This window comes from Paludibacter jiangxiensis (assembly GCF_001618385.1).
In the GTDB taxonomy this organism is placed as follows: Bacteria; Bacteroidota; Bacteroidia; order Bacteroidales; family Paludibacteraceae; genus Microbacter; species Microbacter jiangxiensis.
Window position 1 is genome coordinate 1224804 of sequence record NZ_BDCR01000001.1, and the last position, 26060, is coordinate 1250863.

Genomic DNA, 26060 nt, shown 5'->3' on the forward strand with positions numbered 1-26060 from the left:
GTATCCATTTATGAAGAAATATATCTGCCTGCTTATTGCTATCCTCTCTACCCTGACAGGCCAGTCGTCCACCCGTCAAATGGAGTATCTCGACCGGGGAGTTGTTGCCGTAAAAACAGAGAAAGGCGTTTTTGTCAGCTGGCGATTGTTGGGTAACGACCCGAAACAGGTTGCATTCAATATTTATAAGAATGGAACTGAACGTATCAATGCTGCGCCTGTAACGGGAGCAACCAACCTGACAGACGCCTCGGGAAAAGGCTCTGACAAATATTCTGTCCGGACGGTTATCGACGGCAAAGAGAGTGACGAATCATCGCTGGTTTCTCCGTGGGAGAATCCGTATAAAATTATTCAGATGAACCGGCCTGCCGGAGGTACCACCCCCGACGGAGCTAACTATTTCTATAAACCCAACGATTGTAGTGTCGGTGATCTTGATGGAGATGGACAGTACGAGATCATTGTTAAATGGGATCCTTCCAATGCGCACGACAATGCTCACACCGGCTTTACGGGAAATGTTTATCTGGACGCCTACAAACTTGATGGCACTCAGCTCTGGCGTATCGACCTGGGGAAAAACATTCGTGCTGGAGCCCATTATACGCAGTTTTTGGTTTATGATTTTGATGGCGATGGCAAAGCGGAGTTGGTATGTAAAACGGCGCCGGGCACAAAAGACGGCACCGGACAGTTTCTTTCCTCGGGTTCCGCTGCCAATGATGACGATCAGGCTGACTACCGCAACCATACTACCGATACAATAAAAGATATCCGCATCGGTTACATCATCAACGGGCCGGAATACCTCACCGTATTCAATGGACAGACCGGCAAAGAGATGGCGACGACCAACTACGAACCGGGACGCGGAAACGTATCCGACTGGGGCGATGCGCACGGCAATCGTGTGGATCGGTTCCTCGCCTGTGTTGCCTATCTGGATGGCGTTCATCCCAGCATTGTGATGTGTCGCGGCTACTACACCCGGACAACTTTGGTGGCCTGGGACTGGAGAAATGGAAAACTATCCAAACGCTGGATGTATGACTCGGGAATTAAGCCCGGAGTGGGAGCCTATGGACAGGGAAATCACAACCTGAGCGTGGCCGATGTGGATGGCGACGGCAAAGATGAGATAATTTACGGAGCCTCGGCGTTCGACGATAATGGTACGTTGCTCTATCGGACCGGTTTGGTACATGGTGATGCGATGCATCTATCGGATCTCGATCCTGACCGCCCCGGACTTGAGGTATGGGAAGTGCACGAGGGAATGTCGAAGGTCTGCGGCTACGAACTCCATGATGCCAGAACCGGAAAAATTTTGTGGGGTGGACCCACTCCCGACGACAACGGACGTGGACTGGCTGCCGATATCGACCCCAAGCACCGCGGATTTGAAATGTGGAGCATACTGGGAGATGGTGTATTCGACTGCAAGGGGAATAAAATATCCGACAAAAAACCTTCGATCAATTTCCGAATCTATTGGGACGGTGATTTGCAGGACGAACTTCTTGACGGGACTAAAATTGATAAATGGAACGGCAATGGCACCACCCGACTGATCTCGTTTAATGACTATTGCAATGCCTGCTCCATCAGCGGAACCAAGGCTACTCCATGCATTAGTGCCGATATTTTGGGCGACTGGCGGGAGGAAGTGGTTCTCTACAATGGCGCCGATCCAAGTCAGTTGATCTTGTTCACGACCACCATCTCTACCGAGCACCGTTTGTACACCCTGATGCACGACCCGGTATACCGTTTGGGAATTGCATGGCAAAATGTGGTTTACAATCAGCCGCCCCATTTGGGTTTCTACATCGGCGACGGCCTCGATAACATACCCTGGCCGGATATGTATATCGTCAAAAGCAAAACATCAAAATAGTCAACAATTATAAACCGTATTCACGTGAAAAAAATAGTTCATTTTCTTGTGCTACTTGTTATTGCACAAACTCTCCTTGCGCAACAAAAAGTTTCGCTTGCCGGCAAATGGCAGTTCCGCATCGATCGTAACGATGAAGGAATTGACAAAAGCTGGTATACAACCTCAATAGGAGACGAAACCGTGCGATTGCCGGGCACCATGTGCGAAAACGGCAAAGGCGACGACATTACCCTGAAAACCCAGTGGACCGGAAGCCTCTACGACAGCTCCTTCTATTTCAATCCGGCGATGGAAAAATACCGCAAGCTGGATAATCTGAAGCTGCCCTTCTTCCTCACACCCAACAAGCATTATGTGGGAGTGGCCTGGTACCAGCGCGAAATTGACATTCCCGAAGAATGGTATGGCAAACCGCTTTCCCTCTTTCTGGAACGGGCGCATATCCAAACCATGGTGTGGATCGATAATAAATTTATGGGCAATATAATGTCTATGAATACGCCTCACTTTTATTTTCTTTCATCTTATCTGAAACCGGGCAAGCACCGACTGACCATTCGCATCGACAACCGGCTGAAAACGACGATCGACCCGGGACAGAATTCGCACAGCGTGACCGACCAGACTCAAGGTAACTGGAACGGAATAGTAGGGCGAATTGAACTGCAAAGCAGGCCTCAGGTCCACTTAGAACATATCAGTGTATTTCCTGATCTCAAAAACCGTCTGGCAAAAGTCAGTTTCTTTGTCCGGAATGAGACGGGAAAGAGTTACAAAGGCAATATCGTTTTATCGGCAAAAAGCTTCAACGCGTCCGATCCGCAAACCATCGATCCGATAACGGCTCCTTTCACTTCCGACAGCCTTGTTAAACAAATAGACATCGCATTGCCTCTAAACGATAAAATGCAGCTCTGGAGCGAATTTTCGCCTACACTGTATAAGCTGACCGTTTCCCTAAAAAGCGGAGAGGCGACCGACGTGCGGGATGTGGAGTTCGGAATGCGTGAAATCAAAATCGAAGGGCGAGGAATTTATGTCAACGGCATCCGTACCATGATGCGCGGGACCGTGGAGAACTGTGACTTTCCACTCACCGGCTACGCTCCGATGGATCGGGCTTCGTGGGAAGCAATCTTCCGCAAATGCAAATCGTACGGACTCAATGCCATGCGTTTTCACTCTTACTGTCCGCCCGAAGCAGCTTTCGAAGCAGCCGACCGCGTAGGCATCTACCTGCAACCCGAAGGTCCGAGTTGGCCGAATCACAGCACGTCGCTCGGTCAGGGCAAACCCATCGATGCCTATCTGATGGACGAGACTATCCGAATGACAAGCGAATATGGCAACCACGCGTCGTTTGTGATGTTGGCTGCCGGCAACGAACCGCGCGGCAACTGGGTAGCATGGGTCGGCAAATTCGTGGATTACTGGAAGGCTAAGGATAGCCGTCGTATCTATACCGGAGCCTCCGTGGGAGGTAGCTGGGCCTGGCAACCGAAGAATCAGTTTCATGTGAAAGCTGGTGCGCGCGGACTCAACTGGGACAAAACCCGTCCCGAATCGATGTCGGACTTCCGCCAAAATATCGACACGGTAAAGCAACCCTTTATTTCGCACGAAACCGGCCAGTGGTGCGCGTTCCCCGACTTTACTGAAATTCCAAAATATACCGGTGTAAAACGGGCCAAAAATTTCGAACTCTTTCAGGAGAACCTTGCCGACAACGACATGGCAGACATGAGCCGCAAATTCCTGATGGCATCGGGCAAATTGCAACTGCTCTGCTATAAGCACGATCTGGAGAAACTATACCGTACGCCCGATTATGCCGGATTTTATCTGCTTGGGCTGAATGATTATTCCGGCCAGGGAACGGCATTGGTGGGGGTACTCAATGTGTTCTGGCAGGAGAAAGGATACGTCGATTCTCTTTCGTACCGTCGTTTTTGCAACACCACGGTACCGTTGGTACGTATGGAGAAATTCGTCTTCAACAACAATGAAACCCTGAAAGCGGGTGTGGAAGTGGCACATTACGGAGCCTCCGACCTGAAAGAGGCAACTATTCGCTGGAAAGTAAGCGATGCGAACGGCAATGTTGTAGAAGAAGGTTCGCTTCCCAAACAAACTATTCCTGCAGGAAGTCGTTTGGCGCTGGGAAACATCTCCATGGATCTCTCCAAAATAACCGCTCCGGCAAAGCTAAATCTGCAGGTGGCCATCGACGGCACTTCGTATGCCAACGATTGGAATTTCTGGGTCTACCCCACAACAATCACCGACAACACGAAAGGCATTCTGGTGTGTCACGAACTGGACGAAGCGGCGCAAAAGGTATTGGCCAAAGGAGGCAAAGTGCTTCTGCTTGCCGCTGGGAAAGTGGAATATGGCAAAGAGGTGGTGCAATACTACCAGCCTGTTTTCTGGAACACCTCGTGGTTCAAGATGCGACCGCCGCACACGACCGGTGCTTACATCGACAACAGCCACCCCATCTTTCAGAATTTTGTTACCGACGACTGGGGCGATTTGCAATGGTGGGAGCTGCTCAACAAAGCACAAACCATGCAGTTGACTGACTTCCCGAAAGGTTTCCACCCGCTGGTACAACCCATCGACACCTGGTTTATCAACCGCAAACTGGGAATGCTCTTCGAAGCGCAGGTAGGCAAAGGCAAGATTGTGGTATGCAGTATGGATCTCGACAACGATCTGGAGAATCGTCCCGTAGCACGCCAGCTACGCTACTCCATTCTCAACTACATGCAGTCGAAGGCGTTCAAACCACAGAATAATGTGGCGATTTCAACCATCGAAGATATCTTCCGTAAGACTGCCGAAAAGGTAAAAACGTACAGCAAAGATGTTCCTGACGAATTGAAGAAGGGAACGCGATAAAAATTAAGAGAAGTTGAGGGTCTCGTTTTAAGCGAAGCCCTCAATTTTTTTATGCTTATAGTCGTGCATAATGTCGTGTTCAAAACGACGTGCAAAATCCATTAGCGATACCGGGAGTTATAGTTAGGAGATATGGATTGCATGATTTTTCTTTCTGTTCGAACAACACTGTAATATATGAGTGTAACCGGTATCAGGTATGGTTTCGGGGAAAATACCAGAGAGGGAGATGTATCTTGTCCATCGGATAGCGAAACTACCACCATAAATCTTGCTTTCACAGATTTTCCATCTTTCACTGCCGGCAACCATTCACCACCCACTTCTGTAATTCTGCGTATAATTTCCCTTTCCAGTTCTTTATTTAGTACAGCCTCACTTTGCACATCTTTCATCAACCCGTGCTCATCAATAACAAATGAAACAACTGCGGTCCCAGTGACATGTTTCTCCATTACCGACAGCGGCAACCGGATGGATTTTGACAAAAGGGCTTCAAATTCATTCTTGTATCCCAAAAAGAGTGCGGGAGAATCCACTTTGGATAAAGTATATTCTTGTGTGTCTGCTTTTATGATAAATGTGTCGATCGCTTGAATGGAAGCCGAAGTGCGGGATATCCGGTTTTCTGTGAAATCATATTCGAAATAGATATCCTTTTTATCAGCGAATAGCCATTTGCCCGTTTTCTTATCATTTGAATACTGTCCGGAGACGAGAGTATCGCCAGTGTTCATATCTACTTTTAAGTATAACCCCTCTTTTTGTTTGGTCTTTTTGTTAATGGTGACGGTAGTGGCAATGTCTCTGTCTTTCGTCACTTTTGTCTTAAAGTCCTTATTCTGTGCATTGCAGAAGTAAATTGATAACAGTCCTATTGCAAAAATGTAAATCGTCTTCATTGTATTCTTCTTTGATGTAAAATCAAGTTTGGGTTAAGATTATTGTTTATGAGGAACTCTCAATTTTCGAACCGGAATACTCATGTGACATAACTTTCTTCTCTCATTTTTCTTCTTTTTGTTTCTTGTGCGGTACTGTAAGCTTATTCCAAAACTAGATATTTCGTGCGGAATGTAGTTGTATTTCCTATAAAAAATAGTTGGTTTGTATCAGAGAACATGTCCAGTGTAGATTGTTGATTAAAAAGGGCAGCATGGTATTTGTCATGATAATTGCAGGATTTGGGGTATTGTCACACACAAAGAAAAATAATTATTTTCATTATATGAAATATTACGTCAAAAAACATTTACACTAAAATAACTCATGTTTCCTTTTCTTGAGAATGGCTGGGAGTTATTGTGTTTTGCTTGTCTCTGGAAATTCTTTGTGCAAAAAGACGATCTTTTTAGAAGCAACGACTGTTTTTGTGTTTTGATTAAAAAATACCTCCCATTCATAAATGGAAATATCTGTGGTGAAAAAATAACAAAATATTAAATTAAAAAAAATTTCAAGTCAAAAATGCACTGTGTAAGATATATAGCATTGAAAAACAGTTAAATAAATTGTATTTTCTGCGCTTTGTCAAAGTGTATTTCTAAATTCATGACTTACAATGCGGGCAACAAGCATCAAAAAGATATGTATTTTTCACAGATGTAATCAAATAGATATGAATAGTCAAAAATAAATGTTATTTTTGCCATGGCTTATTTTATAATTACATGTCATTTTGTGGCAAATATTAACTAAAGAGATACGTATGAGAAAACTAATGATGATGTTATGCTTAGCGATAAGCGTAGGGTGGGCTACAGCACAAACGAAAATCACAGGTGTAGTCATCTCTTCGGATGACGGGCAACCTGTTATTGGAGCTACAGTCTTAGCCAAAGGGACAAAAGTAGGAACTGTGACAGATGCTGAAGGTAGATTCTCCATGACGGTACCACAATCCGGAAAGATCTTGCAGATTTCCTATGTTGGAATGCAGTCTATGGAAGTGGCAGTAAAACCGAATCTCAGAATCGAGATGAAGATTGATGCACGTCAAATGGACGAAGTGGTTGTGACGGGTATGCATCGTATGGATAAGCGATTGTTTACAGGCGCCACAACAAAACTTGGAGCAGATAATGTCAAGCTGGATGGGATTCCTGACATAAGCCGGGCTTTGGAAGGACGTGCAGCCGGTGTTTCCGTTCAAAATGTGTCGGGTACTTTCGGTACAGCACCTAAAATTCGAGTCCGGGGAGCAACCTCCATTTATGGTAGTTCCAAACCTCTGTGGGTTGTTGACGGTGTTATATTGGAAGATGTTGCCGAAGTAAGTGCCGACGATCTTTCTTCCGGAGATGCAGTTACTTTGATAAGCTCTGCCGTATCAGGTTTGAATGCTGATGATATTGAAAGCTTCCAGATATTAAAAGACGGTTCTGCAACTTCTATTTATGGAGCCCGTGCAATGGCAGGTGTGATTGTAGTGACTACAAAGAAAGGGAAAGCCGGAGCTAATAAAATCACCTATACGGGAGAATACACCATGAGGTTAAAACCCAGCTACAGAGACTTCAATATAATGAACTCACAGGAGCAAATGGGTGTTTACAAAGAAATGGAAAATGACGGCTATTTAAATCTGGCAGAGACATATAGAGCGTCAGACAGTGGTGTTTATGGCAAAATGTATCACTTGATTAATACGTATGATCCAGCCACCGGAAGTTACATGTTGGCTAACACGCCTGAAGCCCGCAATGCATATTTAAGAGAAGCCGAATACAGAAATACCGACTGGTTTGACCTTCTGTTCAATAACAGTATTGCACAGAATCATGCAATTAGTTTATCCAGTGGAACAGAAAAGGCATCTTATTATACGTCGTTGAGTGCAATGAATGATCCGGGATGGACAAAACAAAGTTCTGTCAACAGATATACGGCAAACGTAAATGCATTGTACAACATCTCTAAATCCGTTTCGTTAAATCTTATCAGCAACGGTTCATACAGAAAGCAGAAAGCGCCGGGTACGCTCAGTCAGAATATCGATGCTGTTAGTGGCGAAGTGAAAAGAGATTTCGATATTAACCCGTATTCATACGCTTTAAATACTTCCAGAGCCTTAGATCCTAATGCGTTCTACGTTAGGAATTACGCTCCCTTCAATATTCTACACGAGCTGGAGAATAACTACATTGACATAAATGTAGCGGATCTCAAATTTCAGGGTGAATTAAAAATCAAACTGATGAAAAAACTGGAAGCTTCATTACTTGGAGCCTACAAATATTCTTCCAGCGTTCAATCTCACAACATAAAAGATTCTTCAAATCAGGCATGGGCATACAGAGCGATGGATGACGCCACTATGAGAGACGCAAACCCATGGTTGTATACCGACCCTGACAATGCCAACTCTTTGCCAATCTCAGTTCTCCCTGTAGGAGGCTTTTTTAAGGAAACAAAATACTCCATGAATAGTTATGATTTCAGAGGTACATTAAGTTACAATGATGTATTCTCCGAAAATCATATTGTTAACCTTTTTGGAGGAGCTGAGCTCAATGCCGTTGACAGACAGAAAACATGGTTCAATGGTGTTGGCATGCAATACGATATGGGTATGCTGCCTGCTTATGATTACAAATATTTCAAGCAAGGAAGTGAAGAAAATGCTCAATATTATTCTGTTGATGTAACAAGAGGGCGCCAGTTAGCATTCTTTGGAACAGGAACCTATTCATACAAAGGAAAATACACCCTAAATGGAACGTTACGTTACGAAGGGTCTAATAAGCTGGGGAAAAGTCGATCGGCCAGATGGCTTCCTACCTGGAACATCTCGGGTGCATGGAATGCGCATGAAGAAGCTTTCTTCAAGAAGTTAAAGCCAGCGATTTCGAACTTAACATTAAAAGCTTCTTACTCCTTAACTGCTGACCGGGGACCAGCTACCGTAACCAATTCGAAAGTCCTTATTGAAAGCTATAATGCATGGAGGCCATTTACCAATGTAAAAGAATCCGGCTTGAGAATTTCAGATTTGGAAAACAGCGAACTGACCTACGAAAAGAAGCATGAGCTGAATCTTGGACTTGATCTCGGGTTTCTGAATAACCGGATTAATTTATCTGCCGACTGGTATAAAAGGAATAATTATGATCTTATCGGCCAGATAAGCACAATGGGTGTTGGCGGACAAATTACCAAATATGCCAATGTCGCTTCCATGAAGTCACATGGTATTGAATTTTCGTTATCTACCAAAAATATTGTTACCAAGAACTTTAAATGGAACACTGATATTATTTTCTCCAAGAGTAATACCGAAGTGACTAATCTGGAGGCAAATTCCAGAATCATTGATTTGATATCGGGAACAGGGTTTACAATGACAGGTTATCCGGTTCGTTCTCTCTTTTCTTTAGATTTCAAAGGGCTAAATGATAATGGATTACCTACGTTTATAAATGAATCCGGAAACTTGACGGTTAGCGATATCAATTTTCAGGACAGGAATCAAAAAAGCCACTTAATTTACGAAGGGCCAACCGATCCGACCATCACTGGTAGTATTGGCAATATATTTTCTTACCAAAATGTTAAGCTCAACGTCTTTGTTACTTATTCATTCGGTAATGTAATTCGCATGGATCCGGTATTCAGTAATAAATATTCCGATCTGAATTCGATGCCGAAAGAATTCAAAAACAGATGGACAGTGCCCGGTGATGAAAAAACTACAAATATTCCCGTTATTGCCGACGTGAGACAGAACCAACAGGACAGTTATCTGAGCTATGCTTACAATGCATACAACTATTCGACTGCCCGTATTGCTAAAGGCGACTTTGTGCGGATGAAAGAAATTTCAGTCAGCTATGACATCCCAAAATCAATCATTCAGGCTTTTAGAATTAGCGATTTGTCTTTAAAGTTGCAAGCAACAAACTTATTCCTGATATACGCCGATAAAAAACTGAATGGACAAGATCCCGAGTTCTTCAATACCGGTGGTGTAGCCGCACCTGTTCCAAAACAGTTTACTCTAACACTCAAATTGGGAATTTAAAAACATGAAGGTTATGAAAAAGATAAATAATATAATTACGTCGGTTTGCGTCGCTCTTTTGCTGGTATCTTGTAATGATTTCCTCGATACAATGCCTGACAACCGGGCAGAGGTAAATTCCGCTGCAAAAATCACTTCACTGCTCACTTCGGCATATGCCGATAACTCTTTTATATTGATGACCGAAATGTCGTCGGACAATACAAAAGATAACGGAGTTTTATATACACCATACAATCAAGAGCAGGAGGATTCGTACTTGTGGAAGGCCATCACTACCACCGGCAATGATTCTCCTAAATCAGTGTGGGATTCAAACTACGGGGCTATTGCGGCTGCTAATCAGGCATTGCAGGCTATTGCCGATTTGGGTAATCCTTCCAGCCTGAATGCACAAAAGGGAGAAGCCCTTATTTGCAGGGCGTATGCTCACTTTACTCTGGCTAACGTGTTCTGTTTGCCCTATAATCCGACAACTGCCGGTACCGACCTTGGACTTCCATATTCTGAAAAGCCGGAAACAAAGGTTAAGGTTGACTATCACCGGGGAACAATGGCTGAACTATACAAAAAAATCAGTGACGATATAGAGGCCGGATTGCCGTTGATCAACGATGAACTCTATTCGGTGCCCAAATATCACTTTAACAAGAAAGCTGCTTATGCGTTTGCTGCCCGCTTCAATCTTTTCTATCTCAAGTTCGATAAGGTAATTCAGTATGCAAATGTTGTGCTGGGTGATAATCCGCAAAAAATACTTAGAAACTGGGCGGCCAATAATGCCTCTGCATCCGATTGGGAACTTCGGACCAATGCCTATATTTCCGCCTCCGAACCGGCTAATTTGTTAATTCAAACGGCTATTTCAACTTGGCCGTATGTGTATGGTCCTTACAGTATAGGTAAGCGATATGGAAACGCCAAAGCAGTTTTTACAACAGAATCGGTTAGAACTCAGGGGCTCTGGGGTGCTTATGCTAACCTGTATACGGCGAATTCAATCTGGGGTTCCGATCAAAAAATGTGTGTGTCTAAAATGGGTGGCTATTTTGAATATACGGATAAAGTGGCCGGTATTGGATATTTACACTCTGTTGCTACGCCGTTTACAACCGACGAAACATTACTTTGTCGTGCCGAAGCGTATGTATTGCAGGCTACTCCCGACTATGACAAGGCTACGGCCGATATTAATACCTGGTTATCTACTCATTGCAAAACCATCACAGCTAAATCCAAGAGCGATATTGTGAATTTTTACAATGCATTACCTTACATGCCGCTGCAAATAACCAGCGATACACAAAGAGGTATAAAGAAGGTTCTCAATCCCCGCGGATTTACAGTTGCTGCCGGAGATCAGGAAAACATGATCCAATGTATCTTGCATTTGCGCAGAATAGAAACCATGCACGAAGGACTTCGCTGGTGCGACATCAAACGTTACGGGATTGAAATTGCTCATAACCGCGACGGTTTATCTGACGACTTACTGAAGGTGGATGATCCACGGCGTGCAATACAGTTGCCGCAGGATGTTATCAGCGCGGGACTTACTGCCAATCCCAGGTAATATAAATAGCATACTTCTGAAATGAAAAAACATTATAGTATGAAAAAAATACATTTTCTTATTTTTAGCGTTCTGGTTTTGATGCTGTCATCGTGCAGCAAAGAGACGCTTGATTCTCAAAGCATTTTTGATACTGCGTCGCCTGAAAGGAACGCTTTTGATACCTGGATATTAAAGAACTATACTACCCCCTACAATATAGACTTTAAATACAGGTACGACGACAAACAATCTGACAGAACCTACAATCTGGTCCCCGCAGATTATTCCAAGTCGGTAGCTTTGGCCAAACTGGTGAAATATTTGTGGATCGATTCGTATGAAGAACTTACGGGGAAAGATTTCATTCGCAAATATTGCCCGAAAATGATCCAGCTGATCGGATCGCCGGCATACAACACACAGGGTTCTATAGTGTTGGGTACTGCTGAAGGAGGGTTGAAAATTACCTTGTATAATGTCAATATGATCGACCTTGCCCACCTGGATGTCGATCAGTTGAATTACTGGTACTTCAAAACCATGCACCATGAGTTTGCGCATATATTGCACCAGACCAAAAACTACTCTACGGATTTTAATCTCATATCAAAAGATTATCAATCTTCCAGTTGGGTGAATTTGTCTGAAGCAAATGCCCTTACAATGGGATTTATCTCAAGCTATGCCAGTTCAGAACCTCAGGAAGATTTTGCTGAACTTGTATCGATCTATGTTACTCATGACAGTAGTTACTGGAACTCACAGTTAACCAAGGCAGGCACGACCGGTAGTGGCATCATCCTTCAAAAGTTCGCTATCGTAAAAGATTATCTGTCCACTTCGTGGGGTATTGATATTGATAAACTCCGCGATATAGTACAGCGTCGGTCCGGAACAATAGGAACGCTAGATCTAACAACACTTAATTGAAAAACGGCATGAAACATATAGCAAAATTCTTAGTTTTATTGTTGGCTGTTATCTTCTATGCGGGATGTACACCTGAAGAAAAAGATCTTTTTGGTGATTCATCGGCCAATAGATTAACTACCACCCTGCAAACCGAAAAATCGCTGCTTTGCGCTCCAAAAAACGGCTGGATCATGGAGTATTATCCATCATCTACTCAACTATACGGAGGGTATAACGTATGGGCTTCGTTTGCCGCCGACGGCAGTGTGAAAGTGATGAGTGAGATTTATGGAACCGGGGATGTAAAAACGAGCTTGTACTCCCTTAAACAGAGTGCCGGGGCCGTACTATCTTTTGACACCTACAATGAGGTTATGCACTATTTTTCTGATCCGGCCAATCCGGATGGAATTGGCGCTGCAGGAAAAGGAATGGAAGGTGATTTCGAGTTTACTATTATGAAAGCCAAATCAGACACCATTTTGCTGCAAGGGAAAAAATCCGGATCAAGAATCTTGATGGTTGCATTGCCCGATACCAAAACAGGAGCTGATTATATCGGGAATGTTGTATCGGTTAAAAAGCAATATACATTTCAGTCGTTCAAGTATGTTGTGAATAGAGATACTCTACCTGTTACGGTTTCTTATAGGAATCTTACGATTACATATAAATCTTCCGATGGCAGTCAGGTGTCAATTCAGGCGCCATTTATAATTACACCGACAGGATATAAGTTCTATTCTCCGTTAACGATCGGCAATGTAACGGTAAGTGAACTGAAGTATCAAAAGACATCGACTGAAGAATATTTTGCCCCGGTTAACGGAGCTCCGGCAAAACTAATTCCGGTAATACCACCTTTAAACCAACAACTGATTTCCGGTAATTGGTATTTTGCTTATAGTGGTTTGGGCTCCTTTGGAAAGCCATATTGGGATTATGCCAAAACCAACGGATTGGATATTATTGGCGAGGAATTATATTATGCGTATTTAGGTAAATATTCTACCGGTCAGTATGGTTTTTGCTTTGGTTCTTACGACGGATCCTCTGTCTATAAAGGAGGGCTAGTGTATACCTACACCTTAATAGCCAATAATCAAGTGAAGCTCACATTTGCATCCAGTGGAGTCGGAGATGGTGTCTGGTATTACAGCAATGCAAAATTCAACTATTTGATAAATCCGCTTGGAACCTCTACTGTCAGAACATTCACTTTGACAACCGATGATCTAAAGCAACCAACATGGATAAAGTTGACCGATAATGCCAATGCAAACAATACAATAATTCTTTACAAGAATACCGTGGCATGGCCATATGACAAGTAGTACAGGGTTGTAATTGGATAACTCTGAAAAATTAAGCGTCCCGAAAATCGTTATGGATTTTCGGGACGCTTTGTGTTCGGACGATATCTCTATAATCAAAAAATAAGGCCGTCATTTGCATGACGGCCTTACAAAACTAACACCTAAGATACTTATACAAGCTTTGACAATGCATCATTGATGCGAGCCATCGCCTTTTCGATATTTTCGTCTGAAGTTGCATACGACATGCGGATGCAGTTGGGAGCGCCAAAGGCATTACCACCCACGCAGGCCACTTTTGCCTCGTCGAGAAGGTACATAGCCAGATCGGCTGCTGTTTCTATTTTATTTCCGTTGAATGATTTCCCTAGATAGTAGCTGCAATCGGGGAAGATATAAAATGCTCCGGTCGGATTGTTTACTTTGAAGCCCGGAACTTCTTTGGCAAGTTTCACAATCAGGTCGCGACGGCGTTGGAAAGCCACACGCATTTCGGCAACACAGCTTTGATCGCCTTTGTAAGCAGCCACGGCAGCTTTCTGTGCAATTGAGCAAGGACCTGAAGTGTACTGACCCTGCAATTTGTTAATGGCGCTAACCACCCATTTCGGACCGGCAATCCAACCGAGACGCCAGCCTGTCATGGCATAGCCTTTCGAAACACCGTTGACGATCACCACGCGCTCGCGAACGTTTTCGAACTGTGCGATGCTTTCGTGCTGACCCAGGTAGTTGATGTGTTCGTATATTTCGTCAGAGATGATGACAATCTGAGGATATTTTGCCAATACATCAGCCAAACCTTTCAATTCTTCTTTGGTATAAACGCTACCGGTAGGATTTGAAGGAGAGCAGAGAATAATGGCTTTTGTTTTTGGTGTAATGGCAGCTTCGAGTTGAGCAGGAGTAATTTTGAAATCCTGATCGATGCTTGCTTCAACGACTACGTTGACACCTTCGGCCAGTTTCACCATTTCCACATAACTAACCCAGTAGGGAGCCGGAATGATTACCTCGTCGCCAGGTCCTACTACGCTGAGAACAACGTTGCATACAGATTGCTTTGCGCCATTGGAGCAAAGAATCTGATCCGGTTTATATGTCAAACCATTCTCTTTTTCAAGTTTTTCACTGATAGCCTGACGCAGGTCGAGGTATCCGGGTACGGGTGAATAGAATGAAAAATTATCATCAACCGCTTTTTTTGCTGCCGCTTTTATGTGGTCGGGAGTGTTGAAATCGGGTTCACCGACACTCAGATTAATCACATCGAAGCCTTGAGCTTTCAGTTCGGCGCTTTTTTGAGACATCGCCAACGTCTCAGATGGTGATAATGCGTTAATACGCGCAGATAATTGGTTCATAAATTATATATAAATGGAATTCTCGGGTGAAATATCCGAATCGTTGAATGACTCGGATTTTACATGCGTGTGGAAATTGGTTGACCAAAAACCATGCAAAGGTACTCATTTTTACCAAGCCAGTCAAACAAAACGCTGTTTTCCGTGTCTTTTTAACAACAAAAATGCACGAAAACAAACTAAAATAGCCATTTTGCCACCTCTGTATAGCAAAATTGTGATTTTATGCCGATTGAAGAATAATATATTTTCCCGCCAAAATTTGCAAATCGATTTTCAGTCGCCTATCTTTGATGCAATTAGCAATGTTTGCTACGTTACATTTAAGTTCATCTAATAATTTATAGAGTTATGAACAAGTACTTTTTCCCCATCACCCGAAGCAATATTTTCTTGTTTCTTGCCTTGTGGTTAATGCTGGCCTTTCCGCTTGGATTGTATACTTTACTGGTCGGCCCGTCTAAATGGTTGGCGGCGGCAGCTCTGCAACATAACTGGTCGGATTCTCTTTCCAACGGACTTCAGAAAGGAGCCATCCTTCTCTGGATTGTTGTTTCGTTCGTACTGGCCGTGCTAACAATCAGGTTATTCCTGAAGCTTAAAATAATTTCCCGTTCGGTGCTTTTTTCTTTGCTCTTTCTGATTTTTGGTGTCTCCGTCTACTTGTTTGCCTTTCATCCGGAGATCTATATCAAATGGTCGGGTGCAGCTATGGTGAGCGAGAGTCAGAAAACCACAGGAGCTGCCGGCAATGAAATAGAGTTCACTATCGGCTCTTATCCGGATGCTGATAAAATTGTTCAGCTGAAAAAAGAAGGATATACGGCCATTATCACATTGATGAGTGAGTTGGTGGTGCCGGCAGAACCGAAACTGCTGCACGAAGAGGGAGAGCATACCGCTAAAGCGGGCATGCAGTTGATCCATATCCCCATGTTGCCTTGGGTATCAAACAATGAAAAAGCGTTGGAACAGATTCGTCAACTGGTTAAAACCGGGCATGGTAAATATTATGTACACTGTTACCTTGGCCGGGATCGGGTCAATGTTTTTAGAAAGATGATTGCCGATAGTGCGCCAAAAATGAAGCTGCAGGCCAATACTTCCACACGCAAAATAGAAGAATTAACCCGGTTTGAAAGAGGTAACTATTATCGGATTAACGAAAAGATATACCTTACTCCATTTCCAACCGATGATGAGTTTTTGGGATATATTGTGAACGGCAATTTCAAGTCGGTTGTTTGTCTGTTGGACGAAAATGACCCTGAAGATAAACCATGGGTTGAGCGGGAAAAGAAAATTCTGAAGACATACAACGTCTCCTTTGTCAACATACCGTACAAGAACGCTGCAGATACTAAAGCTCTCAGGAAACTGATCGATAGCATTCCGCACATCGCATCGCCGATGATAATACATGCATTCAAGTCCGACAGTCAGTCTATTGCCCGAATTAAGAAAGAACTGAATAATCTGAAGATATAAAAAGACAGGGTTGGTGCCCTAAAAAAATATGAGCCTGTTTTGTCTCTGGTTTGACTTCCGGAGATAAAACAGGCTCTGTTGTACAAAGTGGGATCAGCTCTTCAGGTCATTTGCCACAAAATGAAATCGCAATTGTGAGGCAAAATATTATTGTTTAGAATTGAATCCCTTTCTGGTTTGTTGTCCCCATCCTTTATCTCCTTTAAAGAAAGAAATATTGCCTTTGATGGCAAAAAACACATTCAACGGGTGGTAGATGAGTGGTTCGATAAACGGAATGACAAATAGTTTTCGCAAATGTTCGAACCGATGATACCGATGGAATGTAAACTCATCGAAAAGTACGGCATAGAAAGAAAACGAAACGGAGAACAGATATACGAATACCAGCATGAATATAAATATCGGCCAATTTATCATGCCCACAGCAATAAGATATACAAGAAGTAAATATCCGAAAGCTTCGAGCAACGGAGCCATCCATTCAAAAAAGAACCAGAAAGGATAACCCAACAACCCCATTTTTCCATATTTGGGATTAAAGAATAACTTACGGTGCATAAGTAACGTGTCCATATTGCCTCGTGTCCAACGATTACGCTGGCGGGACAGCGCGCTGATGGAAGTAGGAACTTCTGTCCAGCAAAGCGGATCCGGAATGTATTCAACGCGATGCTTGACTTTTTGTTCGTATAAGAACCGGCGCATGCGTACTACCAGTTCCATATCCTCGCCAACAGTATTCACATTATAGCCGCCGCATTGCACCACAATGTCTTTGTCGAACATGCCAAGTGCCCCCGAAACAATGAGCAACCCATTGAGTTTACTCCAGGCCATACGTCCCATTAAAAATGCGCGTAGATATTCGATAGCTTGAAAACGTGCAATATATTCGTTTGGTACATTAACCTGAACTACCTGTCCGTTCTCAATTTTACACGAATTTGCAATGCGGATTACGCCTCCGGTGGCAATGGTTTTGTTATCTGTATGAGAAAGGAATGGCTTGACTAATTTTTGTAATGCGTCGGGAACTAAGATGCTGTCCACGTCGATCGCTACAAAATAAGGAAAATGCGATACGTTGATACCGGCATTAAGCGCGTCTGCCTTGCCGCCATTTTGTTTGTCTACCACCGTAAGATACGAATAAGCATGGTTTCTGGATTTATAAATACCTCTAACCGGTTGAGTCGGTAATGCGGCATAAGCAATGTATTCAGCTTCCACCAAATCAAATTCCCGTATTATTTTATCCAGAGTATCATCGGTGCTTCCATCATTCACCAGTATGATTTCGTAGTTGTTGTACTGGATTGTAAACAACGCTTTTATGTTGTCAACAATCGTTTTGCTCTCATTATAAGCGGGAGCTATCACCGTAATTCCGGGAGCAAGAGGCGATGAGAGAATGGCGCTGAAATCGGCATAGCGATTTGCTCTTTTATATTCAATCAACTGAAACATCGAAATAATTCCCAGAAAAAGATAAATTGCCATGATTAGTGCGGCAATTATCAGGAATAGATTATTGAAAAAAATATCAGCCATATGTTTAAGTTTTTGTTGTTGTAATCAATCTTATTTTTGTTCAATTTGCTCAGGTTCCATGTCTTTTAAGAGCATGGCTTGCAGTCCGGGAGAAACATGTTTCAGAATCTCAGCCTGCAATCGTCGGGGTGTATCCTGCCAGATGTTTCGGTAGAATTCAAATGTCTCCTGAGGCTTATCCAGAGAAAGTGCCTGTATCATGCCAACCTGAACGCGAAGTGTCTCTCCGAGAAAATTCTGTTTTACCACGGGGATAGCCTCATAAATATCCAGGTCACGCACAACCCGTAAGGCATTTCTACGTACTACCGGATCGTGATGTGTCACCAACTGGATAATCTCTTCTTTTGAACCCTTTTGAGAAAAAAGCCGAATCATATTGAGTGCAAAGATGATGACCGAAGCATTCTCCGAATGAAGAAAGCTATAAAAGTCGGGTAGGGGCAAAGAGCTTCTCACCATTGTCTTATGCAGTAAAATCTGATGCCATATCGGCAATGATTGATCAATAATATTGAGGAATGCAAATGCTTGGCCGGTATCGAGATTTACACAGGCCATTTGCGCGACATTTCTTAGGTGAGGATTTCCTGCATATTGATACGGCTGAATCAGTTCAAATGCAGCATAAACCTGCATCCATTGTGCAGCGTCAATGTACAATACCTTGTTGAACCATCGTGCACTATTGATTTTATGTACCACAAATGTATCAAGACCTAACTGGTAAAACAAATGTTGCAGGTTCTCGGTCTTCGGTCCGGTGATTTGTTTGCGCAAACTGATTATCTCCTCAACAAGCGTTTGTTTCTTGAGTTGTTTCATTTGCTCTAAAGCAGATTCACTATTTCCATAAAGGTATTCTATGATGGATGCCTGTACCTTTTCTCTAATAAGATTTTTGCGGTGCCAAAATCTGATGGAACCCCATCTTCGGAGTAAGATGAACAAAGCGATTGTGGCTATATTCACCGCCGTAAGGATAAGGGCTGTGAATAGAATTGGAAATAACCAAGCAAGCAGGACGCTTTGATGTTGACTTGTTTCAATTGTAGTCATTAAGTAACGTCCCAGATCATGAAGCCAGTCAAATGCGTTATTTCCTTCCAAAAACCAGGTTTCATGCATTAGCCAACTTTTCACAATGGAGGAGAAAGCTAGCAGTAGAATCATAGCCGTTATAAATACGGCCACAGCTTTATATTTTCGTAACATAGTCTATAGCATTTGAAATGAATGAATTTTTCTTTCCTTGTATTGCCTTTTGTATGTGAATATTTAGATGAGTCGGATCAAAAGGCTTTGAAATAAACTCATCGGCACCAAGTCTGAATATGAGTTCTATTAATCGATTGGAGCTCAATGAACTTATTACTACAATCATCATCTTGGGAAATTGTAGCCGGGCATTGTGAATGAATTCGAACCCGTTCATATGCGGCAATAATACCTCCGTGATTAAAATATCAGGAGCAAACGACGTCAATTGGCTTGTCATCTTTTCTCCCACCCAGGCGAGGCGAACCTCATTCTGTTCGGCCATCAGTTCTTTTCCCATGAGTTGCATTAATAATGGGTTGCTTTCACATATAAGTATTTTCATAATGTTGCATTTTAGGCTTTTCAAATCAGAATTGATAAGAACAAATAATTTCACCGGAGAATACATTGCGATAGCGTTTGCTCATCCACTCGGTATTGCTGTAGGTAAATGCTCCGCTAATGGTAAATGCAGGCCAGAGTTGCTTGCTATACTCAAGTCGGAATCCGGATGACTTAAGAGAAGGAGTAACTGTGGTCAGGACATTCGTCCTTTCATCGGGCGAAACTCCATAATTTACTCTTACACCCCAGTAATCGTCTCTGGAAGCAAAATAGTAACGGGTTTGCAGCAACGCAGTAAGGGAAGTGCTTCCGTTTAGTTTGAAGTAAGTTCGCCCAGACCACCACCAATTGCCTGAATATTTGCCCAGATAGGCAGTGTAAATCATGGCGTCGGTGGTTTTATAGTCGAGATAACGAAAGCCCACAGAGGCTTCGAACGCTGACGGTAATTTCTGATAAAACTCCCCACCCAGTCGGAAACGTGGAAATATGGATTGATTAGAGTATCCGATATTCAGGTATCCATAATTCCAATTGCTGATTTTCAGATACGCATCCGCTTCACCCTGAACTCCTTCGATCCCGAATCTTTTTGCATAGTTAAATCTTCCGACTAATGTTCCTATCGGAATTTTCCGGCTATATTGTAAATAGATTGTTTTCCACGGCTCTAAAGCGCGACTCTGAAAATAGTCGGACGAATAACTGAAACTCAGGCGGTTCTTTTTTAGTTGATCCTGCAATGATTTCAACAACTTGAGGCCATCTGCATTTTGAGGATCAATATACAACAGCGTGTTCAGTGTTTCGTTTGCCATTTCAGGTTTTTTCAAACCGTCGTAGGCTCTGGCTTTCTTCAGTAAAAGGGCTTTGTTGTCATGAAAATAAGTAAGGGCAGCATCACAATCGCGAAGACAGGAAGCGTAATTGCCTTGCCAGAGGGAAAGGTCGGTTTTGACATCCCACGCATCGAAGCTTTTCGGATTTGTTTCAATGACAGTATTGATGTTGGATTCAGCCAAATCATATTTTTTGTCCCATAAATAAATGCGGGACAACAAAATGTGGGCATCCTGATAACCGGGGTTATTTGTAAGGATCCGTTCGCAGGTAACAATTGCACCTGTTCTGTCTCCTGAATTGGCTGCCTGACGGGCTGCTATAAATAGAGAATCAGCGTTAATTCGCTGTGCTTCAACTGTGATTGAGGACTCTAGTGTATGAAATATGAGGCATAACAATAAAGTCAAAATTCCAGATTTTGATATAGAACAATGCATAGTAGATATTTTTTAATTAAACAATACGGTGATAAAATGATAAGTTTATCACATTGATATTCAAATAAAAATGGTGTTTTTTTTTTATTTGATATGGCAAATATAAGATGCGAATCAACTATATTTGCATTTACACTAAAAAAATTAATGAAAACAATTTGGCCATATATCAGGGGAAAGGCATCTTGAGATGCTATACGGTTTGTCTTTGGTATGATTTTTAGCGCCTGCTTGCGGTTATTCTGAATTGACTAATAATAAATTATTTGCACATGAACCCAAAGGAATTTCAAACAATCAGAGAAGCTCTTGCATATTGCATTGATCAGGAGCATTTAAGTTATCAACAATATAGTCGGAATGCCAAAAGGACCCTGAATCTTCATCAGAAGAGTATATGGGAACAACTTGCCAACGATGAATTGCGGCACAAGGCATTATTGTCCTCACTTTTGGAAAATCATCAATTCCTTTCCATGTCGTTTACTCCCGAGGCCAACCCGGGAAATCTCGATTTTCTTCAGATAGAAAAACCGGTTAATCCTGTAAAAGAAATATTTATGAAAGCAATTAATGCTGAAATTGAAGCGTATTATGGATATCGTGATATTGCGCAACAATCTTCAGAAACTGAGATGAAGAATCTTTTTCATCTTTTATCTCAGGAAGAGTTGGTTCATAAACAAGCTTTAGAAGAAGAGCTGGCAACTCTTGGATAGTATTATTGATTATGCATTTAAGAATTTCACAAAGAAAAGGCGCTAAATTTGTGAAGAATGCTACGTCAGATTAGGATCGGCCTTGTCCGGAGAGCCAAAAAACAAGAGAGGCAAGCGTAAAATTGTCCATTGTTTGAAGCACCTGACGAAAGGAAGGGGCAAGTTTGGACAATTTAGATTGATGAGCGCCGGTTTTTTGAGCGAAGCGGGCATAGCCTTGAATTTTTTGCTTCCTTTTTGTTTTAAGACAAAAAGGAAGTCGGGGTTAGAGGGGCGGAAGCCCCTTATCTAATTCTTAAAAGCATAATCCCTGCGGATAGTACGCATTCACTTGTTCTGTGTCTTTTTCTCTCCGATAGGTTTTTCTATCTTTGCAACATAAGAACAAAAAAATGCTGAATCTCTATCGCGCATCGGCCGGGTCGGGTAAAACCTATCGCCTGACCCAGGATTATATTCGTCTGCTTTTTGCCGATCGGCAGCCTTATGCGCACCGTCGTCAACTGGCCGTGACTTTTACCAATAAAGCCACCGAAGAGATGAAGCTCCGTATCATCACCGAACTCGACAGACTGGCTCGTGGCGACGCGTCGGGCTATCGTGAGGGTTTGATGCAACATTTCGGTCTTCCTGCCGACCGGGTGAATGCTCGAGCGCACCATTTACTAAAGGAGATTCTACACGACTACTCCTCATTCTCCATCAATACCATCGACCGCTTTTTTCAACAGGTATTGCGCAGCTTTACCCGTGAAATCGGTCTGCATGGTGGCTACAACATTGAGATTGACACCGACGAACCGCTGGCAACGGCAATCGACGGACTGCTTTTTTCGCTTGATCAGAAAGAGAACCGTCTGCTGCTTGACTGGCTGATGCAGTTTGCCCGCGAACGCATCGAAAATGGTAAGGGATGGGATATTCGTTACGCCATTCGTTCGCTTGCCGGAGAAATCTTTAAAGAGCGCTACAAAAAGAAATTGCCGTTGGTGCGGGAGAAATTGCACAACCGTGATTTCCTCAACGGATACCGGCAAAAATTATATGCCATCACTTCTCGCTTCGAGAAAGAATTGAAAGAAACCGGAGAAGAAGCGCTCGCGCTGATGGCACGCCATGGATTGTCATATACCGATTTTTACAAAGGTGCAAATGGTCCATTCTCTTTATTTAATAAACTAGCCTCGGAAAACTTTACAGAACCAACAAGCACATTTCTGGCATTGCCGGGAAATTTAGATGGATGGACATCAAAAACAGCCAAAAATAAAGATCAGGTAGCAGCCGTTTATAATGCAGGACTCAATGTGTTGGTGGAGAAAACCGCTTCTCTGTACGGAGATGCCTTTATTGAATATAATACTGCCAAAACGATTTCACAACACCTCTATGCGCTGGGTATCCTCTCCGATATTGATAGTCGTATCCGCCTCGACTCGGAAGAGAACAACCGTCTGCTGTTGAGCGACACCACCGAATTGCTCAATCAGATTGTGGATGGCAGCGATACGCCATTTGTCTTCGAAAAAACGGGGGTACACATTCACCACCTGATGATGGACGAGTTTCAGGACACTTCGGCTATGCAGTGGCAGAATTTCAAACCATTGATGGATAACAGTCTGGCCTCGGGAAACGAGAACCTGATCGTTGGTGATGTGAAGCAGAGCATCTACCGCTGGCGCAACTCCGACTGGCGTCTGCTCGATCGACAACTCTTCGATGACTTCGCCAGCGGACAAATCCACGAGGAGTATCTCAATGATAACTGGCGGAGCTGTCGCAATGTGATTGATTTCAACAATCTCTTTTTCGACCGCTCTTCGTTGTTTATGCAGCAACTCTTCAATGACGACTTGCCCGAACACTATCAGGGAGATCTTGACCATCGCCTGCACGATGCTTACAAAGGGTTGTTTCAGCACTACTCGCCCAAAGCAGGAGAAGGACATGTAGAGGTTCGTTTCGTGAACAACGAAGAAAAACAGTGGAAAGAAAATGCGTTAGCACAACTGCCGGCCATTATCGAACAGTGGCAGGACAAAGGTTTTGCTCTCCGCGATATGGCCGTGTTGGTACGCCGCAACAGCGAAGCCACCGAGGTGGTGGAATACTTGCTGCAATACAAAAATAGTGAACTGGCTCGCGACGGCTACCGCTATGACGTGATCTCCAATGAAGCGCTGGTCATCGGCAATTCGCTGGCAGTGCGTTTCGTCATAGAAGCTCTCCGTTACATTCTGCGTCCCGACGACAAGTTGTTGCAAACTCTTGTACCGTACCTTTATTTCGTCCTGCATCAGGGTAAAGCACCGCACGAAGCACTTGCTGCTTGCTTCGACAATCCCGAAGGTGCGAACACCCGCATGGTACACGAAGAGTTGCAACGCCTTATCAACGAAGGTACCAACCGCTCCATCTTTGAATTGAGCGAAGAGTTGATCTGGCTGTTCGGCCTTAAGAGCAACGAGGGCGAAGATGTTTATCTGCAAGCATTTCAGGATTTGGTGCATCAATATTCTATCAAGGAGTCGGCCGGCATTGCGGCGTTTCTCGAATGGTGGGAAGAAAAGGGCGCACAGAAGACGATTGCTTCGCCCGACGCGCAGGATGCCATCCGCGTACTTACCGTTCACAAATCGAAAGGACTGGGTTTTGAAGCTGTGGTGATGCCCTTTGCCGACTGGTCGCTCGACAACAACAACCGCGACATCATCTGGTGCGAGCCGACGGGGGCTCCCTTCAGCGAACTGGAACTGACTCCGGTGCAGTACTCCTCGTCACTGGCCAAAACCATCTTCGCCGCTGACTATTTCGAAGAACGCATGGCTTCGTTTATCGACAACCTCAATGTGGCTTATGTAGCATTTACCCGGGCTAAGCAGGAAATGGTTTTATTGGCACCGCAGCCCAAACCGAATGCCAAAGGAGAAATTAAGGTAAGTTCCCTCGCAACGTTGCTTCACTGTTGTATCTCCAATGAATTGCCAGCGGAAAATATTCCTGTTGATGCGAAAGAAGCTTTCCGGTCGTTTGCTCCTTTCTGGAATAACGAATCGCTGGTGTTGAACATGGGAAATACGGCACAGCAGTCGACAAAGGAGCGGGAAGATTTGCAGGTGCGCTACCGCTACGCACAATCCATCGCGCCGATCAGTCCCATTGCGGTGAAATACAAGGTGACGGACTATCTGGAAAAAGAGACATCGTCGCGAACGTTGTCCATCAACTACGGATTGCTGATGCATGAAGTATTGCACAACATCCGTCATGAAGGCGATGAGCAACGCGCCATTGCCGATATGGAACGCACCGGACGCATCACTGCCAGTGAGAAGGAAGAAATTACCTCCATGTTCGACCGCTTTTGGAAAATAGAGGGTATCCGGCAGTTCTTCGCTCCCGGCTTGCGCATCCTGAACGAAACGTCCATTTTTACGCCTGACAATAAAACGTATGTGCCGGACCGTGTTATCTTCACAGACAGACACGCTACCATTATAGACTACAAGTTTGGACACGAACAACCCCGCTACCGCCAACAGGTACTCAACTACAAAAACTTAGTGGAACAAATGGGCTACACTGCCACAGCCTACCTTTGCTATGTAGAGCAAAACAAATTGGAAAAAGTGTAATTGATTTGACTGAAGATGCTACAAAGATTCCTTTCCCCCAAAAGACTATCATTTCCCACTTTGGGAAGCCAACATCCGGATTGAGCTAAAATTATATTTTTTTAGTATTATCCTTTGTCAATATTTTTATTTCAAAAGCAAACGGAGGGCTCAATTTTGTGCCCGTTTGACGGATAATTTTTTCTCTGCCGGTTCAACGAAAACTCGTATCTTATAAAAAATCAAGAAATTATTTCGTACCTCTTTGTATTCTAAAAAAATAGTTCTATCTTTGCAGCCCAATTTAGAGTAGATATATCAAAAATTTAAGTATTTAAATCACAGTCAAAATGCCTACAATTCAGCAATTAGTGAGAAAAGGAAGGACAGCGCTGGTTGACAAGAGTAAAGCTCCAGCATTGGATGCTTGTCCTCAACGTCGTGGCGTCTGCGTGCGTGTTTACACAACCACTCCTAAAAAACCTAACTCTGCAATGCGTAAAGTAGCTCGTGTTCGCTTGACTAACCAAAAGGAAGTCAATGCTTACATTCCGGGTGAAGGACACAACTTGCAGGAACACAGCATTGTGTTGGTTCGTGGCGGTCGTGTAAAAGACCTTCCCGGTGTACGTTATCACATTGTTCGTGGTACTTTGGATACGGCAGGTGTAAACGGTCGTCTTCAACGTCGTTCGAAGTATGGTGCTAAACGTCCGAAACCGGGTCAGGCAGCTGCAGCAGCTAAAGGCGGTAAAAAGAAATAATTAGCCCGCTTCCCGAAAAGAATTCTAATCACGGTTTGAGTTATTGGTGGCCGTTGAAGGTT

At 43.5% G+C, this 26060-nt stretch carries 16 protein-coding genes; 10 read left to right on the forward strand and 6 right to left on the reverse strand.

The window, feature by feature from the left end; all coding sequences use genetic code 11:
• The first annotated feature begins 10 nt into the window (after positions 1 to 10).
• Entirely contained in the window at positions 11 to 1900 is a 1890-nt protein-coding gene (locus tag PJIAN_RS04615) for a rhamnogalacturonan lyase (protein WP_068702441.1), read from the forward strand.
• 24 nt (positions 1901 to 1924) lie between these two features.
• Positions 1925 to 4804 (forward strand): exo-beta-1,4-galactosidase, encoded by a 2880-nt coding sequence (locus tag PJIAN_RS04620; RefSeq protein ID WP_068702443.1) that lies wholly within the window; start codon positions 1925 to 1927, stop codon positions 4802 to 4804.
• Between the two features lie 101 nt (positions 4805 to 4905).
• Here the strand turns inward: PJIAN_RS04620 and PJIAN_RS04625 are convergent, their stop codons facing one another.
• Positions 4906 to 5706: an energy transducer TonB gene (locus tag PJIAN_RS04625; protein WP_068702445.1), complete on the reverse strand. Its 801-nt coding sequence runs from the start codon at positions 5704 to 5706 to the stop codon at positions 4906 to 4908.
• Between the two features lie 806 nt (positions 5707 to 6512).
• On the opposite strand from PJIAN_RS04625, the gene PJIAN_RS04630 reads away from it, so the two are divergent.
• The 4 genes from PJIAN_RS04630 to PJIAN_RS04645 are packed head-to-tail and all read left to right on the forward strand — an operon-like array spanning position 6513 to position 13625.
• Positions 6513 to 9824, forward strand: coding sequence for a SusC/RagA family TonB-linked outer membrane protein (locus PJIAN_RS04630; protein WP_068702447.1), 3312 nt, complete (start codon positions 6513 to 6515; stop codon positions 9822 to 9824).
• Between the two features lie 13 nt (positions 9825 to 9837).
• Positions 9838 to 11397, forward strand: coding sequence for a RagB/SusD family nutrient uptake outer membrane protein (locus PJIAN_RS04635; RefSeq protein WP_369691200.1), 1560 nt, complete (start codon positions 9838 to 9840; stop codon positions 11395 to 11397).
• A gap of 39 nt (positions 11398 to 11436) precedes the next feature.
• Positions 11437 to 12309: a zinc-binding metallopeptidase gene (locus PJIAN_RS04640; RefSeq protein ID WP_068702453.1), complete on the forward strand. Its 873-nt coding sequence runs from the start codon at positions 11437 to 11439 to the stop codon at positions 12307 to 12309.
• 8 nt (positions 12310 to 12317) lie between these two features.
• Positions 12318 to 13625 carry a DUF4302 domain-containing protein gene (locus PJIAN_RS04645; RefSeq protein ID WP_068702455.1) on the forward strand — a complete coding sequence of 436 codons (1308 nt, stop codon included), beginning with the start codon at positions 12318 to 12320 and terminating at the stop codon, positions 13623 to 13625.
• Positions 13626 to 13777: 152 nt separating this feature from the next.
• Here the strand turns inward: PJIAN_RS04645 and PJIAN_RS04650 are convergent, their stop codons facing one another.
• Entirely contained in the window at positions 13778 to 14971 is a 1194-nt protein-coding gene (locus PJIAN_RS04650) for a pyridoxal phosphate-dependent aminotransferase (protein WP_068702457.1), read from the reverse strand.
• A gap of 351 nt (positions 14972 to 15322) precedes the next feature.
• On the opposite strand from PJIAN_RS04650, the gene PJIAN_RS04660 reads away from it, so the two are divergent.
• On the forward strand, positions 15323 to 16459 hold the full coding sequence (locus PJIAN_RS04660; RefSeq protein ID WP_068702461.1) for a protein-tyrosine phosphatase family protein: 1137 nt from the start codon (positions 15323 to 15325) through the stop codon (positions 16457 to 16459).
• Between the two features lie 147 nt (positions 16460 to 16606).
• Here the strand turns inward: PJIAN_RS04660 and PJIAN_RS04665 are convergent, their stop codons facing one another.
• Genes PJIAN_RS04665 through PJIAN_RS04680 form a run of 4 tightly spaced genes read right to left on the reverse strand, consistent with a single transcriptional unit; the run spans position 16607 to position 20868 of the window.
• Positions 16607 to 18013: a glycosyltransferase family 2 protein gene (locus tag PJIAN_RS04665; RefSeq protein WP_068702463.1), complete on the reverse strand. Its 1407-nt coding sequence runs from the start codon at positions 18011 to 18013 to the stop codon at positions 16607 to 16609.
• A 30-nt stretch (positions 18014 to 18043) separates the two neighbouring features.
• Positions 18044 to 19228 (reverse strand): HEAT repeat domain-containing protein, encoded by a 1185-nt coding sequence (locus PJIAN_RS04670; RefSeq protein WP_068702465.1) that lies wholly within the window; start codon positions 19226 to 19228, stop codon positions 18044 to 18046.
• Complete coding sequence (locus tag PJIAN_RS04675; RefSeq protein ID WP_068702466.1) at positions 19212 to 19616, reverse strand: response regulator; 405 nt, start codon at positions 19614 to 19616, stop codon at positions 19212 to 19214. Before PJIAN_RS04675 ends, PJIAN_RS04670 begins: the two co-directional genes overlap by 17 nt.
• Positions 19617 to 19641: 25 nt before the next feature.
• The gene (locus tag PJIAN_RS04680; RefSeq protein WP_172795568.1) at positions 19642 to 20868 is read right to left on the reverse strand and encodes a YaiO family outer membrane beta-barrel protein; all 1227 of its coding nucleotides are present in this window, start codon (positions 20866 to 20868) and stop codon (positions 19642 to 19644) included.
• Between the two features lie 302 nt (positions 20869 to 21170).
• Between PJIAN_RS04680 and PJIAN_RS04685 the strand changes: the two genes are divergently transcribed.
• The 3 genes from PJIAN_RS04685 to rpsL all read left to right on the forward strand — a co-directional run bounded on the left by PJIAN_RS04685 (position 21171) and on the right by rpsL (position 25998).
• Positions 21171 to 21617 carry a hypothetical protein gene (locus tag PJIAN_RS04685; RefSeq protein ID WP_068702469.1) on the forward strand — a complete coding sequence of 149 codons (447 nt, stop codon included), beginning with the start codon at positions 21171 to 21173 and terminating at the stop codon, positions 21615 to 21617.
• A gap of 392 nt (positions 21618 to 22009) precedes the next feature.
• Positions 22010 to 25255, forward strand: a complete 3246-nt coding sequence (locus tag PJIAN_RS04695; RefSeq protein ID WP_068702472.1) for a UvrD-helicase domain-containing protein — start codon at positions 22010 to 22012, stop codon at positions 25253 to 25255.
• Between the two features lie 329 nt (positions 25256 to 25584).
• Positions 25585 to 25998: a 30S ribosomal protein S12 gene (gene rpsL / locus PJIAN_RS04700; protein ID WP_068702474.1), complete on the forward strand. Its 414-nt coding sequence runs from the start codon at positions 25585 to 25587 to the stop codon at positions 25996 to 25998.
• Positions 25999 to 26060: the final 62 nt, after the last annotated feature.

Bases quoted from the DNA above. Each gene is read 5' to 3' on its own strand.
- PJIAN_RS04625 (WP_068702445.1), bottom strand. From the start codon at position 5,706: ATGAAGACGATTTACATTTTTGCAATAGGACTGTTATCAATTTACTTC.
- PJIAN_RS04650 (WP_068702457.1), bottom strand. From the start codon at position 14,971: ATGAACCAATTATCTGCGCGTATTAACGCATTATCACCATCTGAGACG.
- PJIAN_RS04645 (WP_068702455.1), top strand. From the start codon at position 12,318: ATGAAACATATAGCAAAATTCTTAGTTTTATTGTTGGCTGTTATCTTC.
- PJIAN_RS04695 (WP_068702472.1), top strand. From the start codon at position 22,010: ATGCTGAATCTCTATCGCGCATCGGCCGGGTCGGGTAAAACCTATCGC.
- PJIAN_RS04635 (WP_369691200.1), top strand. From the start codon at position 9,838: ATGAAAAAGATAAATAATATAATTACGTCGGTTTGCGTCGCTCTTTTG.
- PJIAN_RS04640 (WP_068702453.1), top strand. From the start codon at position 11,437: ATGAAAAAAATACATTTTCTTATTTTTAGCGTTCTGGTTTTGATGCTG.
- PJIAN_RS04685 (WP_068702469.1), top strand. From the start codon at position 21,171: ATGAACCCAAAGGAATTTCAAACAATCAGAGAAGCTCTTGCATATTGC.
- PJIAN_RS04660 (WP_068702461.1), top strand. From the start codon at position 15,323: ATGAACAAGTACTTTTTCCCCATCACCCGAAGCAATATTTTCTTGTTT.
- rpsL (WP_068702474.1), top strand. From the start codon at position 25,585: ATGCCTACAATTCAGCAATTAGTGAGAAAAGGAAGGACAGCGCTGGTT.
- PJIAN_RS04665 (WP_068702463.1), bottom strand. From the start codon at position 18,013: ATGGCTGATATTTTTTTCAATAATCTATTCCTGATAATTGCCGCACTA.
- PJIAN_RS04675 (WP_068702466.1), bottom strand. From the start codon at position 19,616: ATGAAAATACTTATATGTGAAAGCAACCCATTATTAATGCAACTCATG.
- PJIAN_RS04615 (WP_068702441.1), top strand. From the start codon at position 11: ATGAAGAAATATATCTGCCTGCTTATTGCTATCCTCTCTACCCTGACA.
- PJIAN_RS04670 (WP_068702465.1), bottom strand. From the start codon at position 19,228: ATGTTACGAAAATATAAAGCTGTGGCCGTATTTATAACGGCTATGATT.
- PJIAN_RS04630 (WP_068702447.1), top strand. From the start codon at position 6,513: ATGAGAAAACTAATGATGATGTTATGCTTAGCGATAAGCGTAGGGTGG.